Genomic DNA, 16,119 nt, shown 5'->3' with positions numbered 1-16,119 from the left:
CCCTCAAGTTCCCCTCAAAGGGTGAACCAGGGTCAGCCGCGCGGAACCTCCGATTCGATCCGCACGACCGAGGCGCGCTGCCCGGTCGCGTTGTGGTGCTCAATCGCCAGCAGGCCCTTCGCCTTGTCCCCGGCGACGGCGGCCTTGTTGCGGTTGACCACCAGAGCCGTGCCCGGCTTGGCGACGTAGCCCAGCGCCGCGTCGCCGCCGCCCTGCGCCGAGAACGCCGGTGCGAGCACGTCGAACGACAGCGGAGTGCTGACCTGGTCGATCAACCCGTTCGAGGTACCCGGCGCGACGTAGTACCCGGCGGTGCCCACCGTGTAGCTGATCCGGTGCGACGCCTCCTTCGGGTCGATGCCGAGCGCGGCGATGCTGACCGGCAGCACCATCACGTTCGAGTCGAACACGTTGGTGTCGACGTCGCCGAGCTGCCCGTTGATCGCTTGCAGGTCGACCGACGGGTTGCCCGGCTTGGTCAGCGACACCGTGTTGACGAGCAGCACGTCCGACCCCGTCGCCTTCGTCACGAAGGTTTCGAAGTCCGGCTTTCCGTCACCGTTGGTGTCGATGTCCACGAACGGCACCGTGTTGCTGCCGAGGTTCGCGAAATCGCTCCAGGTCGTGATGCCGAACGCCAGCGTCGCGTTCTCCGGCTCTCCCTGCGCCTTGGCGAGCGGGGCTGTCGACGCCGCGCCGATGTAGCGCAGGTCGCCGCCCTTCGCGGTGCGGTTGAGGGTGCAGTCGGACGTGACATGCGAGTCGCATTCCGGCAGCTGCGGCGATTCGGCCTGCAGTTCGAGGACGCTGATCAGCGAGCGGTACCGCTGGGAACCGCTGCCCTGGTCGATGCCCTTGCCGCCGAGGTTCAGCACGGCCTGGTCGGCGTTCGCGCCGAAGCGCACGCCGCCCGGGGTGGTGATCGCCGAAACCGGCTTCGGCGCCGAGTACACGGCCACCCGCAGCGGAACGGTCGCACCGTTCTTCGGGGTGAACGCGACGCGGCCCGAGGCGTCGGCCACGAACTGCCGGGCGAGCCCGGCCTGCGAAGCCGCCATGGTCGGGTCAAGCACCTTGCGCAGCGCCTTCGGGTCGGCGATCTTCAGCGTCACCTTCACCGTCGCGACCCCGCGCGGGTTCAGCTTCACCGAGCTCTTGTCCACTGTGTACTCGACGCCGGGCAGGCTGTTGACCGCCTCGTAGCCCACCGAGTACTCAGCCGCCTTGACGCCCTTGTTGACCACCTTGATCGTCTTGCTCAAGGTGACCGGCCCAGCCGCCTCGACGGTGCCGAACGTGACGCTCACCGCGCCAGGGTCGTCCTGCACATACGCGAGAACCTGGTTGTCCAGCGCGGCTTTCGCGTCGATCCGGCCTGCCCCGACCCGCTGCGGGCCGTAGGTGTGGCCGGCCCCGTCGGTGATGTCGTGCACCGCGGTGCCCACGACGTCGGCCTTGACCTCTTCGACGCTCCAGTCCGGGTGTGCCTGGCGGACCAGCGCCGTGATGCCCGACGTGTGCGGCGCGGCCATCGACGTGCCCGAGATGACCAGCCGCTCGTTGCCGCTGCCGCGGAACGCCGACGTGATCGTGTCGCCAGGCGCGGCGATGTCCGGTTTCACCGACGGACCGCGTCCGCCGCGCGAGGTGAACGAGCTGGGAGTGTCCACGATGGACTGGTCATACGTCTGCAGCGTGGTCCGGCCCGCTCCGTAGAGCCGCACGGTCAGCGTGCCCGCGGTCAGGCCCGCCCGCACAGCCTGGGTGGCCTTGCCGGTGAGCTGGAACATCGGAACGGCGGCGTTGCCCGCGATGCCCGCGCCGAAATGCTCCACAGTGGACGAAAGCAGCACGCCCTTGGCACCCGCGGCCTGCGCGTTGTTGGCCCGCGCCGCCGAACCGCATGGACGGGTGGCGTCGTTGTCTTCCCACTCCAGCCACGCGATCTTGCCCGCGACCTTTGCCTTGTCCTCAGCGGAATAGGCGGCGCAACCGGCGTTGTTGCCCGCCGAAATCGGCACCACCGGAGCGGTGAGGTCGAGGGTGTCGTAGCCGGTGTACTCCTGGCTGTACTGACCAGGCTGCTGCCCGGCGGTCGGGGCCTTGACCTCGATCGCGTCCCGCAGTTCGCCCGCGTCGCGGCTGCTGGCCACGGTGAGCGCTTCCGGGGTGTTGCCCGGCGAACCGGCGATGTCGTTGATGTCGCCGCCGTTGCCCGCCGAGATCACCGGCAGCACGTTGTTCTGCGCGAGCTTGCGCACGAACAGCGAGTCCGGGTCGTCCGGCGCGCCGAAGTCGCTGCCCAGCGAGAGGTTCACGACGTCGAGGTGGTCGGTGAAGTCGCCGTCGCCGTCCGGGTCGAGCGCCCAGTCCAGCGCCTGCGAGGTGACGTTCGTGGACCCCTTGCAGCCGAACACCTTGATCGCGTAGAGCAGCGCCTTCGGCGCGGTGCCCGGCCCGATCCGCATGGCGTCGAGCGTCTTTTTGTTCAGCTTCTTGTAATCGCCGGTGAACGTGCTGCCGTCGGCGTTGACGCCGAAGCCGCCGATCGTGCCCGCGACGTGCGTGCCGTGCTCGCCGCACGCGATCGGGTTGGGGTCCGGTTTCGGCGTCGGCGAACCGGTCTTGCCCGCCGAGTCGTAGTCGTCGCCGACGAGGTCGGTGCCGCCGACCACCTTGGCGCTCGGGAACAGCGGCGACGGCTTGGCGCGGTCGACCGCCTTGTACGCCTCGGGCGTGCCCGGGCCGCCGAAGTCGGCGTGGGTGTAGTCGATGCCGTCGTCGATCACGCCGACGCGGATGTTGTCGCCGAACTTGCCGGTTTTCTGCCAGCTGGCGAGCGTGTTGGTGAGCTGTTCGGCGCTGGCGTTCGTGCGGTTCTTCGGCACGACCGTGCGCACCGAGACGACGTCCGGCCGTTCCGCGAGCTGGCGGATCTTGGCCGCGTCCGCGGTGACGACCGCGCCGGGAACCGCGTTGGCCGTCTGAGTGACCAGCTTCGTGCCCGCGTCCGCGGACCGCAGCTGTCCCACGACGGAGCTGACCGCCGCGGCGACGTCGGCCTTGGCCGCCTTCGCCGCCTGCTTGGCCTTCTCCTTGCCCTTGCCCTGCTCCTCCTTGAACGCGTCCACCGCGGGTTTCTTGGCCAGCTCGACGAACGCGGTGATCTGCCCCTGCGCCGCGCTCAGCCGGGGCGAAAGCTTGCCCTGGACCTTGCTCGCGTCGACCTTCGCCGGAGCGACCGGCTCGGCCAGCGGCGCGCCCTGCGCGGACGCCGCGGGCACGGCGACGGCCGCCGCCAGCACCACCGCGGAACCCACGACCACCGAGCGGGCAGCCCACCCGGGCAACCGGGTTCTGCTCATGAGTAACCCCTTCTCGAGGCCCGGATCACGAACCTGCCCGCGCTCCCATTCGCACCCCCGACGGTGAGCACCGGCGCCGCACCGTGCTCTCACGGCGCGTGGTTCAGCCTCGCGGCAAGAACCTAGCTGTCCGAAACCCCTACTTTCGTGCGGAAAAAGCTCCGTTACCCGAATGTTGCCGGTGCGGGTGAACGACAGAACGGCCCCTTCCCCGGGAGTCCGGGAAAGGGGCCGTTCGGCGAAATCGGGACTAGCTGAAGTCGACCGCGCGGATGGTGTGCGCGCCGACGGTGGCTCCGATCGGCTCGAGCACGTTGGCGTCCACGTGCCGGTCGACGCGCAGCAGCATGATCGAGTCGGAACCGTCCGTGCTCTGGCTGATCTGCGCGGCCTCGATGTTGATGCCCGCCTCGCCGAGCAGCGTGCCGACGCGGCCCATGACGCCCGGGCGGTCCGGGTACTCGATCACGAGCACGTCGCCCTCGGCGCGGAGGTCGAAGTGCCTTCCCTTGACCTCGACGATCTTCTCGACCTCGTCCTTGCCGGTGACCGAACCGGACACGGTGAGCGTCGCGCCGTCTCCGTGCACTGCGCGGAGGGTGACCAGGCTGCGGAACTTCGGGCTCTCCGACTCGGAAACCAGCTCCGCCTGCACGCCGAGCTCCTCGGCCAGCCGCGGCGCGTTGACGAAGGTGACCTGGTCCTCGACCACGCCCGAGAACAGCCCGCGCAGCGCCGCCAGCTTCAGCACCGCGGTGTCTTCGCTGGAGATCTCGCCCTTGACCTCGACGGTCAGCGACGTCGGGGCCTTCGGGTTCAGCGCGGTCAGCACCTGGCCGAGCTTCTGGGTGAGCGACAGGTACGGCCGCACGTGCTCGCCGACCGCGCCGCCGCCGGACACGTTCACCGCGTCCGGCACGAAGTCGCCGCGCAGCGCCAGCAGCACCGAACGCGCCACGTCCGTGCCCGCGCGGTCCTGCGCTTCGGCGGTGGACGCGCCGAGGTGCGGCGTGACGACGACGTTCGGCAGGTTGAACAGCGGGCTCTCGGTGGTCGGCTCGGTGACGAACACGTCGATGCCCGCGCCGCCCACGTGCCCGCTGCGCACCGCGTCGGCCAGCGCTTCCTCGACGATCAGGCCGCCGCGCGCGGCATTGACGATGATCACGCCGGGCTTGGTCTTCTTGAGGGCCTCGGCGTCGATGAGACCCTTGGTCTCCGGCGTCTTCGGCAGGTGGATGGAGATCGCGTCGGCGCGTTCCAGCAGTTCGTCGAGGGTGACCAGCTCGATGCCCAGCTGGCCGGCGCGCGCGGCCGAGACGTAGGGGTCGTACGCGATGAGCTTGGCCCCGAAGGCGGCGAGCCGCTGGGCGAACAGCTGGCCGATCTTGCCGAGCCCGACGACGCCGACCGTCTTGCCGTTGATCTCGACGCCGGAGAACGAACTGCGCTTCCACTCGCCGCCGCGCAGGCTCTGGTCGGCGGCGGGAACGCGGCGGGCGACCGCGAGCAGCAGCGCGACCGCGTGCTCGGCGGCGGAGACGATGTTCGAAGTCGGCGCGTTCACCACGAGCACGCCGCGCTCGGTGGCCGCCGGGACCTCGACGTTGTCCAGGCCGACACCCGCGCGGGCGACGACCTTCAGCTGCGTAGTCGCCCCGAGCACCTCGGCGTCGACCTTGGTGGCGGATCGGACCAAGAGCGCGTCGGCGCTCTTCACCGCCTCGAGCAGAGCGGGACGGTCGGTGCCGTCCACGTGCCGGACCTCTACCTCTTCACCGAACACACTCAGCACGGAGGGCGCGAGCTTCTCCGCGATGAGGACTACGGGTTTGCTGGGCTTGGTCACGATGCGGCTCCCACTATCTGGTCACGAAATCGAGGACGCTCTCTCGCGGCGCACGTCGTTGTGCCCGGACTCGCGGGAGTTTAACGCGGGGCACTGACAGCCCGCTGCCCCCGCTGTTCACTTGTTCGTAATCCGGTGAAGACAAGCCCCATCAGGCGCTCTGTACCGCCTTCTCCCGGAAGGTGGGATCCGGCCCAGGAAGCGCCGTGCAGCAACAAAAGCAGCTCTCGGACCGTCACGTCGGCGCGGAAAACGCCAGCCGCTTGCGCCCTGTCCACTAGATGGGACGCGGCTTCCCGCATCGCCTCACAGGACGCGTGCAGCCGCGATTCCGGATCGTCGAACGCGTCGGCCAGCATTTCGGCAAGCCCGCGGTAAACGCCGGAGGTCTCGCCGAAGCCGATCAGCCAGGTGTACAGCCCGTCGAGCGGGTCGTCGGCGAGCAGCAGCTCGCGCGCCTTTTCCGCCTGGGAGTCGAACCGGTCCCGCAGGAGCGTCTCGATCAGATCTTCCCTGGTCGGAAAGTGGCGATAGAGGGTGCCGATCCCGACACCGGCACTGCGGGCGACGTCTTCGAGCGAGGCGTCGACGCCGCGTTCGGCGAAGGCGCGCCTCGCTTCGGCGAGCAGGCGCTCGTAGTTGCGGCGGGCGTCCGCTCGCATCGGCTTGGCGTCGGTCATGTCGGGTCCGAGTTTATCCCGTGACAAATCGGAGGGCTCCTCCGTATAGTAACCGGAGGCAGCCTCTGGTTCTGGGTGCGTCCGCGGAGGACGTATCGGCCTTGGCTGCGCCGGAATCACTGCCGCGCTCCTGCGGCCGGGGAACTTCTTGGAGTCTGTTGTGAATCTGTTCGCGAACCTTGCCGCCTCCGCGGAAGGCGGGACACGATGACGATCGGAATCTGGACATTTGCCTTTGACGGCAGGGAAATCGGCGAAGTACGCACGGCCGCCCGAGAGGTCGAGTCGCTGGGTTTCACCGCGCTGTGGTTCGGCGAGTATCGCGGCCGGGAGGCGCTCACACAGGCCGCACTGCTGCTCGAGGCGACCACGACGTTGACTGTGGCGACTGGGATCGCACGATTTTCCGAACGGTCAGCGGCAGCCGCTGAAGCAGCTGGACGCACACTGGCCGAGGCATACCCGGGGCGGTTCACGCTGGGCTTGGGCGGACATCGGCCGGGCGGCGGAGGCAGTGCGATGCAGGACTACCTCGACGCCATGGATGCGGCCGAACTGGACTTCGCCGCCGGCTCTCGACCACGTCGGCTCCTAGCCGCACTCGGCCCAAGAATGCTGAAGCTCGCGGCGACCCAGGCCGACGGTGCGCACACGTACTTCGTTCCGCCAGAGCACACCGCGTTCGCCCGCGAAACGATGGGACCCGACGCGTACCTCGCCGCCGAACAAGCCGTCGTCCTCGACGCAGATCCGGTGCGAGCGCGGCAGATCGCTCGCGAACACGTCGCCGGCTACGCACGACTGGCTCCACACCAACGAGCGAATCTGCGCCGCCTCGGCTACACCGAGGAAGACCTGGCCGACGGCGGCAGCGACCGTCTCGTCGACGCGATCGTCGCCTATCGCAGCGAGCAGGAAGTCGCCGACCGAATCCGCGCACACATCGACGCCGGTGCGGACCACGTCTGCGTACAGGTTCTCGTCGACGGACCGGAGATTCCGGTGGACGGCTGGCGTCGCCTGGCCGCGCTGGTCCCCTGATTCATCGGCGGGGCTTTCGAAGCTTCCCGCGAAAGCCCCGCCCCCGGCTCGCTTCCCGTGCCCCCGCCGAGTCCGGGCCATCGGGCCGCCCCGCACTCGCCTAAGTCGCCCCAGACGCCGGAATCCCCCGCTCACCAGGGATTCGCCACTAAACGGCGAAAACGTTCATCCCCTGCCGACGAGCACTTTTCCGTTCATCACCGACATTCCCACGCCTCCGCGTCCTCGCAGCGATTCCGGCGAACACTTCCCCTGAACGGGCGACTCCGGCGGGACCGTTTCGCCGTCCAGCGGCCACACGGGCTTGTTATCTTCGCGAGACGCCTCGCCCGCGTTCGCCCCGGGCGCCGCCGGTGTTCACGAAACTCGCCATCGCCGCGTCCCGGACGGTCGAACTGATCCTGCTCGCGCCGGGGATCGCCACCTTCGTCCAAGACGACAATGTCCTCGCCCTTCCCTTCTGGGATCTGCTCGCGCTGAGCTACCTCGGCATCCGGGTCGCGCGTGTCCCGTAGCCGAAAATCGACCACACCGACGCCCGGTGGCTGAAAGGCGTGCTAGGCCGTCGGCTCGGGCTGCTGTCGCCCTCCTGACCAGCCTCGTCGGCGTCTCCCGCGGTCTTGCTGGCCTGGGTGATCCTGCACTTCGGTTATGCGGAACGCTACGCCCAGAAGCACTTTCGCGTTCACCATCGGACGAGCTTCCCGGTCTCGGACGTCGAAACGCGGACGACGTCGATCCGTTCCCTCGTCCTCGCGGTCAGCGTCATCACCGGCGGACGGTGACCCTTCTGAGTTACAGTTGCCCTAGCGCGGCAGGGGCCGCGTCCTGTCCGCGGAAAGGGCTGAGCCCACCCCCGTACCACGAGTTGCCGAGCTTTCCTTCTTCCCTGCCCGGTGCCGGCGGACCACGGGGCGCGCAAGGGAAGGAAGGACTCCCCCTGATGACGGCCTTGCCCGCCAACCCCGACCTCGGCCAACTCCGCAAACAGGCGAAAGAACTCGCCCGCGCCGACTCGGTCGCGCTCTCGGAAGCGCAGTTTCGGCTTGCTCGCCGCTACGGATTCCCCAGCTGGCCACAGCTTCAGGCTTACGTCCGCCGAATCGCCGAGCACGGACCGGACGTCCAGCACGCCTACCACCAGGACGTCGAGTACTACCGCGGGCGCGCAGCCGGCCTCCTCGCCTCAGCCGAAGACGGCACTTCCGACGCCCGCGCCGCCTTCGACCGGCACGAACAACCTCTGACCCGCACCGGCGCTCTAACCGTCATCGCCCGCGAGCACGGCTTCCCGACGTGGCAGGCATTGAAAGCTCACGTCGAGGATTTGCCGAAAACCGGCGAACCGTTCGCCCGGGCCTATCAACTGGTAGAAGCCCGAGATTTGGACGGCCTGACCGCCCTGCTCACCGAAGCCCCGCACCTGACCCGCGCCCGAGGCACCAACGGAAACGACCTCCTCGGCATGGCCTCCGCGACCCATGACGAACGCCTTGTCCGCGTACTGCTCGCCCACGGTGCCGATCCCGCACGAGCCAACGCACACGGCTGGACTGCCCTGCATCAAGCCGCCTACAGCAATTTACCACTGATCGCCGACCTCTTGATCAACGCTGGCGCACCCCTGGCCTGTTCAGGCCGCGGTGACGGCGGAACCCCGCTGATTGTGGCCCTATTTTGGGGAAATCGCGCCGTTGCCGAAAAACTGGCAACGCACGAACGGTCCCCTCACAACCTGCGTGTCGCAGCAGGTCTCGGCGACGACGCGCTACTGGATGAACTCGTCAGTCCAAAGGGGACTCTTTCTCCAGCAGCCGGCGCACACCGTGATTTTTACCGTCCACACAGCGGTTTTCCCTTCTGGCAGCCGGCAAACGACCCTACGGAGATCCTCGACGAATCCCTATCCTGGGCCGCCCGCAACGACCAAACAGCCGCGCTCCGCACCCTGGCCGCACGCGGCGCGAGCCTGAACGCCGACATCTACCGCGGCACCGCCCTCACCTGGGCAGCGACGTGTGGCCACTCAGCGGCGACAGAGACTCTGCTGTCACTCGGCGCGAACGTCAACCACGTCGGCACCTTCGGCGGCCCACGCCACGGCGTCGGCGTCACGGCGCTGCACCTGGCCGCCCAAAACAACCAACTGGACGTCATCGAACTCCTCGTAAACGCCGGTGCCGACCTCACCGCCCGCGACGCCCTTTGGGACAGCACCCCCGAGGGCTGGGCAGAAGCCTGCGACAGTCCCGCAGCCCAAGAATTGCTGCATCGCCTCAGTCGCCACTAATCGGCAACTCGCGACCGGTAGACAACCGGAGTCGGTAGTCCGTATCGTAACGGACTACCGACTCCGGTTAACCGACCCGCGGAGACCCTCATGACCACCGCACGCGACCTGTTCGACCAGCTCTCCACAGGAATCGCCGACGGCCGCTTCGCCGACCTCGCAAACCTCTACTCCGAAGACACCGTCGTGGAGCACCCCACCGCAATCCCGAGGCCTGGCCGCATGGAAGGTCGCGCCGCAGTACACGACCGCTTCGTCAGCGGCCTGGGTCAAACCCTTCGTCTCAAGCGCCACGACGTGACCGTCCACGAAACCGCCGACCCCGAGGTCATCGTGGCCGAGTACCAGTACACCGCCGAATCGCGAATAACCGGCCGGACAACCGAGACGGCCAACATCCAAGTCCTCCGCTCCCGCGACGGACTCCTCACCCACACCCGCGACTATCACGACTACCTGCGCCTGGCCGCGATCCAGAACGCGACCGCCGGCCTTGTCCAGGCATACGCCCAAGCGCCCGCTTACGAACCTCGCCCTATCGCTCCGCGCCCGGCTGAACTCTTCTCCCCGAAAAGCCGCGAGGGCGTATTCCAACGAGTCGTCTTCGGCGTCGCCGACGGACGCTGGTCCGAACTCCCCGACCTCTATGCGGCGAAAACCGATGTCCGTCACCCGTTCCTGCCCGGAGCCCCCGTCCTCCGCACCCGAGACGACCTGCGAGCCCACTTCGACGCCGGTGCCGCAGCAGCCTTCCGCATCGAGGTGACCGACCTAGTACTCCACCTGAGCACCGACCCAGAAGTCATCATCGGCGAATCGACCTACGTAGGCGAAACCAGCTCCGGGACCCCGTTCCAGGTAAGCAACATCTTCGTAATGCGCATCAAAGACGGAGAGATAGTCGAATCCCGCGACTATGGTGACCACCTCGCCCTGGCCGCAGCCACCGGCCGCCTACCGGAGCTCGTCGCCCGCCTCGCCGAATAACGGCAACTCCGCCACGCTTTCGGCGCCAAACGGCAACGCCCACACCACGCTGCACACCGCCACCACGGCGGCCCGCCACAAGATTCGCCGCTCAACGGCTAATCAGCACCGCGCCGCATGACGGCAGCCAATCAACCGCTGAACCCGTCGTTGCCAGTCAGCGGCGAACGTCCATGACCGAAGACCTCGCCGCTCGGTGACAGCAACTGCCACCGCGGCCGCTCGCCATTCAGCAACATCCGCTGCGCGGCCGTTCACTACTCATCGGCATCTGCCCCTGCCCTCGCCGCTCATCGGCGAACACTGCCGTCACCCTCGCCACCAACGCCCTGACGCTCTTCAACAACCTTCACCAAAGCCGAAGCCACCAACGCCACAGCCCGATCCTCATCCCCCGCCAACTGCTGCAACGCCTCGTGCGCAAGCGTCCCCGGCATCTCCGCGAGCGCCTGCGTCAACCGGATCCGCACCGCAGAATCCGCAGCATTCGCCGCCGACGCATCGACCAACGCGCCGACAATTCCGTTCGCGCCTTCATCCGCCAGCGCGCCCAAAACCTCAGCCGCCTCGACGTCGTTTCGCCCCTCGACGACCATTTCGATAAGCGTCGGCACCGCCGCCTCCTCCGCACCGCGCGCACCCAGAGCAAGTGCCGCATGCCGACGGACCACCGAGTCGGAACCGGCGAGCGCGTCCTTCAACACCGCGGTCGCCTCGTCGCCGGGCAACTCGATGAGTGCCAGGATCGCGCGTCGGCGGACGTCGGCGTTCTCCGAACGGAGACCGGACGCCACATTCGCCACCCCGTCGCCGTCGGTCCGGGCGAGGGCCCATCGGAGCGCGCCGGCGACGTTCGGGTCGGATTCGGCGAGAATCGCTCTGGCCAGCACCTCGGCGGGAACCGGCACATCGTCGGCAGGGGCCAGGACGGCTTGCTGACGACGCGCGGCACCCGGCGAACTGAGCCCGCGCAGCAGTTCGACGATGCGCAAGGCACCCTCCCATCCGGAGGGTGCCGAGGCATCGACCGCACGGAGCCGGTCGAGCAGTTCCTGTTCCCGTTTCAGCCGGTCTTCGGTTCGCCGGATGAGGTCGCCGACCAGCTCCGACGGCACGAAAGCGGGATCTTCCAGCGCCCGGCCGATCTGCCGCAGCGACATCCCGAGCGACCGGAGGCTCTCCACGTGGAAGATCCGGCGGATGTCGTCGGCGGAGTATTCGCGATAGCCGCCCACGGTGCGACCGGTCGGCCGCACCAGCCCGAGGGCGTCGTAGTGCCGGAGCATCCGGGTGCTCACCCCCGAGCGGCGGGCGACCTCGCCGATCAGCACGCGGTTTCCTGAGCCCGCTCCGGACCGAGCGCGACGATCCGTTTCGCCTCGTCCACGGCCTGGTCGAAACCGGTGTCCGGGTCACGGAGCAGCCGCTCTGTGGCCACTGCGTGCGTCCGGACAGCGGGGTCGGTGCTCGTCACCGCGGCCTCCAGTACCGGCTCGATCAAGGGACCGAGCGCGACCAGCGCCCGGCTGAGGCTGAGCTGCAGGGTCCGGTCGCCGCGACCGAACTGTGTCGCCAGTTCAGCCGCCAGTCCGGCCTTGTCCCCGTCCGGCACGAGGACGACAGCCGCCCGCCATGCGCTTCTCGCGACCTCGTCGTCGGCGTCGCGCAGCAACGATCGGGTGATCGCCGGCCACACGTTCCGGTCGCCGATTTTGGACAGCGTGTGCAGCGACTGGCTCCGGGCCTGCGGCACCGAGGACCGCAGCTCCGCGAGAAGCCGCGGCACCGTGTCCCCTGCCGGGAACCGGGTCAACGCCCAGGTGAGCATGTCGCGCACGTAAAAGTCCGGCTCGATCGCGCACCGTGCGACGAGCGCCTCGACGAGACCAGGGCCGTCCGGGTGCGTTCCGATCGCCAGGGCGGCCTGCAGCCGCGTCGACGAGTCCCCGGAGCCCAACGCCTCGATCAGCCGCGTGAGCTGGGAATTCATCTGTGTCGAGTTCATCGGGATCACCTCCGCCGACCAGTGAAGACCTTGTCACGATGTCAATGTCAAACCCGGCGGGCAAAAGGGACCGTCGCCGCTCAGTGGCGAATCCGGCCTACGCCCGATCCGCACCGACAGCGACGCCGACGATCGTGCACGGTTCGACGCCGTGGTTTCGCCAGGCGTGCCGCGTGCCGTTCTGGACGACGACATCGCCTGCCCGCAAGACCGTCTGGTCCCCGTCGTCCAGCTCCAACGTGACCTCGCCCGAGACGACCAGGACGTAATCGAGGCTGTCGGTGGTGTGCATGCCCGGCGCGCCGGGCTCCATTGCGGCGGCCGCACCCGGTGCCTGTCGCTCCAGTTCTTCCCAGGCTGCCGCCACGTCGAGGTCCGGCAACGGAGCCAGCTCGCCAGGCGCGATCGTGTTGATCATGAACCGTGAGCCGTCCCGCGGCGGGTAATACGCCTCGGCCCGGCCCGGCGAACCGTTGTCGGGAAATACCGGTCGCTCGTCCCGGCCCCACAGCCGGTAGATCGCGCAGCCGGGCATCAATCCGGAGGCGATCGGTTCGACGGCGGCATCGGCGACCACTCGGGCCTTGCCGTCGGAGTCGTGCCCGGTGACTACTCGGCGAACCTTCGCGTGCGTCATGTCATCGCCTCTCAGTACGGCATCGTATGAATACGGATGCGTATGGATACGCCACCGTATCCAGCGCGAGCGGGACCGTCAATACGGTGGCGTATCCTCCGCGCATGGTGAACGATTCGCCCCGGCTGTCCGCCCAGGACTGGACGCGGGCCGCGCTGAAGGCGATCGCGGACGGCGGGCTGGCCGCGGTCGGAGTCGAACCGCTCGCGAGAACGCTCGGCGTGACCAAGGGCAGCTTCTACGCGCACTTCCGCAACCGGGACGAGCTGATCACCGCGGCTCTCGCCGATTGGGGGCGAAGCCACGGCGAAGCGGGGCTCGCCGAGTACGCGGCAATTGCCGATCCGCGGCGACGGCTGCGCGAACTGCTCACCGCCGTTGTGCGCGCCGTCCAGCCGTTGGCCCCGTCGGTGCACCTCAGCTTGCTCGGCGACCGCAACGACCCGCGGGTCAAAGACGCGGTCAGCCGCGTCAACCAAGCCCGACTTAACCTGCTGACCAGCACGTATCTCGAACTCGGCTGCACGCCGGATGAGGCGGCGCACCGGGCGCGGGTCGCTTACGCGGCTATTCTCGGGCTGCTGCACCTGGCCCAAACCGAGGCGGATTCGCCGAGCCCCGATGCACTTGCCGACGCAGCGGCCGCGATCTTCCTGCCTTCTTGAACCAGCCCGCGCATCGTCATCGGCGTCCTAGCGGCGAATCTGACGCGACACGATCTGGCCCAGCGAAGTCGAAGTAGCCGCGAATCGGCGAAACCCACGATCGACCGAGCGTCCACGCACCCGAGAACGCCGCAGCCGCGTAGGCGATCGATCGCCGCCCACGCACGGAATCGCTCGATAGGGTGACAGTCCTGACCATGAATCGCCAAGAAGGGCGTGATGGAGATGCGGGTGCTCGTCTCGGTCGACATGGAGGGAATCGCCGGAGTCGTGCACGGCGACGACGTCATTCCCGGGCACAGCGAATACGAGCGCAACCGCAAGCTGCTCACCGCCGAGGCCAACGCCGCCGTCCGCGGCGTATTCGCGTATGACGCAGCCGCAGAGGTCCAGGTCACCGAGGCGCACGCTAGCTTCCGGAATCTCCTGCCCGAACTGCTGGACCGACGTGCCGAACTGCTCCGCGGCTCGCCCAAGCCCGGCGGGATGATGGCGGGATTGGCCGAGAACACGGACGCGGTGCTGTTCATCGGCTACCACGGCAAGGCCGGCACGCCCCGCTCGGTCATGGCGCACACGATCTCCGGCGGGACGGTCGCGGACGTGCGTTGCAATGGCCGTTCTTTGGGCGAACTCGGTCTGAACACCGCGCTCGCGGCGCACTACGGCGTACCGCCGGTGCTGGCAAGTGGCGACGACACCGTGGCCGCTGAGGCGGCCGAAGTCGCACCTGGCATCCGCTCCGTGGTGGTCAAACGTGCGCTAGGTGCTCGCGCGGCCGCGATGCTGCATCCCGACGAGGCATGCAGCCAAATCGAGCACGCGGTACCCGAAGCTCTGGCCAGCCGGGAGGACGTTTGTCCGCTGCGCTTCGACGGCCCGGTCGAACTGGAAGTCCAGGTGCATCGGCCTCGGATGACCGAACACGCACTGCTGGTGCCGGGAATGGAACTCGCCGACGGGTGCACTCTCCGCTATCAAGCGCCGGACTTCCCGACCGCCTACCAGGTCACCGAACTCATCGCGACGCTCGGAGCCTTCTGATCCGGACAGCCGGACCCAGCCGCGAAGCCCCGCACGAAGACGCGCCCGAGCCTCTGACCTGGGCAATCGCGCCGCAACGTCAGATTCGCCATTAAACGGCAACAGCCGTCCACCAGCAGTCCGGCCGGATTCCCGGCCAGAAACGGCCCCCAAAAACGAAGCCCTACGACTCGGGCAACTCGAACTCGCCGTCCCGGACCCCGCGCGTGAACGCGTCCCATTCCGAAGGCGTGAACACCAGCACCGCCCCGTCCGGATCAGTCGGCTGCCGGATGGCCACGTAGGTCACCCCGTCCGAATGCGGGACGAACGCGTACTCCGCGCAATGCTCCAGGGTCACGCCCGCCGGTTCGGCGCGGATCCAAGTCGCGCCGGTGAGGTCGAGTTCGTGCCGGATGTGCGCCTTGTCGTCGGTCGGGCGGCTCATCGCCACAGCGTATCCGCCATTCAGCGGCAACGCCTTGAAACGAAAAGAGGCCCTGCCGTCCGGCAAACGGACAGCAGGGCCTCCTCAAGGGAAACGGGTCAGGCGGTCTCGGTGATCGGCCGGTCCACCCACGACATCAGGTCGCGGAGCTTCTTGCCGGTCTTCTCGATCGGGTGCTGGTTGCCCTGCTCCTCGAGCTTCGTGAAGTTCGGCCGTCCGGCCTCGTCCTCGGCGACCCACTCGCGGGCGAAGGTGCCGTCCTGGATCTCGCCCAGGATCTTCTTCATCTCCTCCTTGACGGCCGGCGAGATGACGCGCGGGCCGCGGGTGAGGTCGCCGTACTCGGCGGTGTCGGAGATGGAGTAGCGCTGGCGCGCGATGCCGCCCTCGTACATGAGGTCGACGATCAGCTTCAGCTCGTGCAGCACCTCGAAGTAGGCGATCTCCGGGGCGTAGCCGGCCTCGGTGAGCACCTCGAAACCGGTCTGCACCAGCGCGGACGCGCCGCCGCACAGCACGGCCTGCTCGCCGAAGAGGTCGGTCTCGGTCTCCTCGGTGAAGGTCGTCTTGATGACGCCGGCCCGCGCGCCGCCGATCGCCGCGGCGTAGGAGAGCGCGAGCGCCTGGGCGTTGCCCGAAGCGTCCTGCTCGACCGCGATCAGGCAGGGCACGCCCTTGCCGTCCACGAACTGGCGGCGGACCAGGTGGCCCGGGCCCTTCGGGGCGACCATCGCGACGTCGACGTTGGCCGGCGGCTTGATCAGGTCGTACCGGATGTTGAAGCCGTGGCCGAAGAAGAGCGCGTCGCCGTCCTTGAGGTGCGGCGCGATGTGCTCTTCGTAGATGAAGCGCTGCTTCGTGTCCGGCGCGAGGATCATGATCACGTCGGCCTCGGCGGCCGCCTCGGCGACCGACAGCACGCGCAGGCCCTGCTCCTCGGCCTTCGCCCGGGACTTGGACCCCTCTTGCAGGCCGATCCGGACGTCGACGCCCGAGTCGCGCAGGCTGAGCGAGTGCGCGTGGCCCTGGCTGCCGTAGCCGATCACGGCGACCTTGCGACCCTGGATGATCGACAGGTCGGCGTCGTCGTCGTAGAAGATTTCCACTGCCATGGGGGGTACTACTTCCT

At 68.3% G+C, this 16,119-nt stretch carries 15 protein-coding genes; 7 read left to right on the top strand and 8 right to left on the bottom strand.

What is annotated here, in order from left to right:
* Positions 1-32: 32 nt before the first annotated feature.
* The 3 genes from L3Q65_RS44725 to L3Q65_RS44715 all read right to left on the bottom strand — a co-directional run bounded on the left by L3Q65_RS44725 (position 33) and on the right by L3Q65_RS44715 (position 5,894).
* Positions 33-3,365 (bottom strand): S8 family serine peptidase, encoded by a 3,333-nt coding sequence (locus L3Q65_RS44725; RefSeq protein ID WP_237598338.1) that lies wholly within the window; start codon positions 3,363-3,365, stop codon positions 33-35.
* Between the two features lie 250 nt (positions 3,366-3,615).
* Positions 3,616-5,214: a phosphoglycerate dehydrogenase gene (gene serA, locus L3Q65_RS44720; RefSeq protein ID WP_182892216.1), complete on the bottom strand. Its 1,599-nt coding sequence runs from the start codon at positions 5,212-5,214 to the stop codon at positions 3,616-3,618.
* Positions 5,215-5,294: 80 nt separating this feature from the next.
* Positions 5,295-5,894: a TetR/AcrR family transcriptional regulator gene (locus L3Q65_RS44715; RefSeq protein ID WP_182892217.1), complete on the bottom strand. Its 600-nt coding sequence runs from the start codon at positions 5,892-5,894 to the stop codon at positions 5,295-5,297.
* A 207-nt stretch (positions 5,895-6,101) separates the two neighbouring features.
* Between L3Q65_RS44715 and L3Q65_RS44710 the strand changes: the two genes are divergently transcribed.
* The 5 genes from L3Q65_RS44710 (at position 6,102) to L3Q65_RS44690 (ending at position 10,212) form a co-directional block, all read left to right on the top strand.
* A complete protein-coding gene (locus tag L3Q65_RS44710) occupies positions 6,102-6,935 on the top strand; it encodes a TIGR03620 family F420-dependent LLM class oxidoreductase (RefSeq protein ID WP_182892218.1) in 834 nt (277 codons plus the stop codon).
* Between the two features lie 353 nt (positions 6,936-7,288).
* Positions 7,289-7,450: a hypothetical protein gene (locus L3Q65_RS44705; RefSeq protein WP_182892219.1), complete on the top strand. Its 162-nt coding sequence runs from the start codon at positions 7,289-7,291 to the stop codon at positions 7,448-7,450.
* Positions 7,451-7,567: 117 nt separating this feature from the next.
* Complete coding sequence (locus L3Q65_RS44700; RefSeq protein ID WP_237598337.1) at positions 7,568-7,720, top strand: hypothetical protein; 153 nt, start codon at positions 7,568-7,570, stop codon at positions 7,718-7,720.
* 158 nt (positions 7,721-7,878) lie between these two features.
* Entirely contained in the window at positions 7,879-9,225 is a 1,347-nt protein-coding gene (locus tag L3Q65_RS44695; protein ID WP_237598336.1) for an ankyrin repeat domain-containing protein, read from the top strand.
* A 90-nt stretch (positions 9,226-9,315) separates the two neighbouring features.
* Positions 9,316-10,212 carry a nuclear transport factor 2 family protein gene (locus L3Q65_RS44690; protein WP_237598335.1) on the top strand — a complete coding sequence of 299 codons (897 nt, stop codon included), beginning with the start codon at positions 9,316-9,318 and terminating at the stop codon, positions 10,210-10,212.
* A 290-nt stretch (positions 10,213-10,502) separates the two neighbouring features.
* Here L3Q65_RS44690 and L3Q65_RS44685 read toward each other — a convergent pair whose 3' ends face one another.
* The 3 genes from L3Q65_RS44685 to L3Q65_RS44675 all read right to left on the bottom strand — a co-directional run bounded on the left by L3Q65_RS44685 (position 10,503) and on the right by L3Q65_RS44675 (position 12,854).
* Positions 10,503-11,543 carry a HEAT repeat domain-containing protein gene (locus tag L3Q65_RS44685; RefSeq protein ID WP_182892222.1) on the bottom strand — a complete coding sequence of 347 codons (1,041 nt, stop codon included), beginning with the start codon at positions 11,541-11,543 and terminating at the stop codon, positions 10,503-10,505.
* On the bottom strand, positions 11,537-12,217 hold the full coding sequence (locus tag L3Q65_RS44680; RefSeq protein ID WP_237598334.1) for a HEAT repeat domain-containing protein: 681 nt from the start codon (positions 12,215-12,217) through the stop codon (positions 11,537-11,539). Before L3Q65_RS44680 ends, L3Q65_RS44685 begins: the two co-directional genes overlap by 7 nt.
* 97 nt (positions 12,218-12,314) lie before the next feature.
* Positions 12,315-12,854: a cupin domain-containing protein gene (locus L3Q65_RS44675; protein WP_237598333.1), complete on the bottom strand. Its 540-nt coding sequence runs from the start codon at positions 12,852-12,854 to the stop codon at positions 12,315-12,317.
* 104 nt (positions 12,855-12,958) lie between these two features.
* On the opposite strand from L3Q65_RS44675, the gene L3Q65_RS44670 reads away from it, so the two are divergent.
* Entirely contained in the window at positions 12,959-13,519 is a 561-nt protein-coding gene (locus L3Q65_RS44670; RefSeq protein ID WP_220507453.1) for a TetR/AcrR family transcriptional regulator, read from the top strand.
* Between the two features lie 219 nt (positions 13,520-13,738).
* Positions 13,739-14,563 carry a M55 family metallopeptidase gene (locus L3Q65_RS44665; protein WP_220507454.1) on the top strand — a complete coding sequence of 275 codons (825 nt, stop codon included), beginning with the start codon at positions 13,739-13,741 and terminating at the stop codon, positions 14,561-14,563.
* A gap of 163 nt (positions 14,564-14,726) precedes the next feature.
* Here L3Q65_RS44665 and L3Q65_RS44660 read toward each other — a convergent pair whose 3' ends face one another.
* Both L3Q65_RS44660 and ilvC read right to left on the bottom strand, forming a co-directional pair.
* Positions 14,727-14,990: a DUF397 domain-containing protein gene (locus L3Q65_RS44660; RefSeq protein WP_182892226.1), complete on the bottom strand. Its 264-nt coding sequence runs from the start codon at positions 14,988-14,990 to the stop codon at positions 14,727-14,729.
* Positions 14,991-15,088: 98 nt separating this feature from the next.
* Positions 15,089-16,102 carry a ketol-acid reductoisomerase gene (gene ilvC / locus L3Q65_RS44655; protein ID WP_009074019.1) on the bottom strand — a complete coding sequence of 338 codons (1,014 nt, stop codon included), beginning with the start codon at positions 16,100-16,102 and terminating at the stop codon, positions 15,089-15,091.
* Positions 16,103-16,119 lie beyond the last annotated feature (17 nt).

It is taken from the genome of Amycolatopsis sp. FU40 (assembly GCF_021903635.1).
Taxonomy (GTDB): domain Bacteria; phylum Actinomycetota; class Actinomycetes; order Mycobacteriales; family Pseudonocardiaceae; genus Amycolatopsis; species Amycolatopsis dendrobii.
The sequence above is the reverse complement of the archived record's forward strand: the minus strand, read 5'-3'. Positions and strand labels throughout refer to the sequence as shown.

Bases quoted from the DNA above. Each gene is read 5' to 3' on its own strand.
- L3Q65_RS44690 (WP_237598335.1), top strand. From the start codon at position 9,316: ATGACCACCGCACGCGACCTGTTCGACCAGCTCTCCACAGGAATCGCC.
- L3Q65_RS44670 (WP_220507453.1), top strand. From the start codon at position 12,959: ATGGTGAACGATTCGCCCCGGCTGTCCGCCCAGGACTGGACGCGGGCC.
- L3Q65_RS44660 (WP_182892226.1), bottom strand. From the start codon at position 14,990: ATGAGCCGCCCGACCGACGACAAGGCGCACATCCGGCACGAACTCGAC.
- L3Q65_RS44710 (WP_182892218.1), top strand. From the start codon at position 6,102: ATGACGATCGGAATCTGGACATTTGCCTTTGACGGCAGGGAAATCGGC.
- L3Q65_RS44665 (WP_220507454.1), top strand. From the start codon at position 13,739: ATGGAGATGCGGGTGCTCGTCTCGGTCGACATGGAGGGAATCGCCGGA.
- L3Q65_RS44715 (WP_182892217.1), bottom strand. From the start codon at position 5,894: ATGACCGACGCCAAGCCGATGCGAGCGGACGCCCGCCGCAACTACGAG.
- L3Q65_RS44695 (WP_237598336.1), top strand. From the start codon at position 7,879: ATGACGGCCTTGCCCGCCAACCCCGACCTCGGCCAACTCCGCAAACAG.
- L3Q65_RS44675 (WP_237598333.1), bottom strand. From the start codon at position 12,854: ATGACGCACGCGAAGGTTCGCCGAGTAGTCACCGGGCACGACTCCGAC.
- L3Q65_RS44680 (WP_237598334.1), bottom strand. From the start codon at position 12,217: ATGAACTCGACACAGATGAATTCCCAGCTCACGCGGCTGATCGAGGCG.
- ilvC (WP_009074019.1), bottom strand. From the start codon at position 16,102: ATGGCAGTGGAAATCTTCTACGACGACGACGCCGACCTGTCGATCATC.
- L3Q65_RS44725 (WP_237598338.1), bottom strand. From the start codon at position 3,365: ATGAGCAGAACCCGGTTGCCCGGGTGGGCTGCCCGCTCGGTGGTCGTG.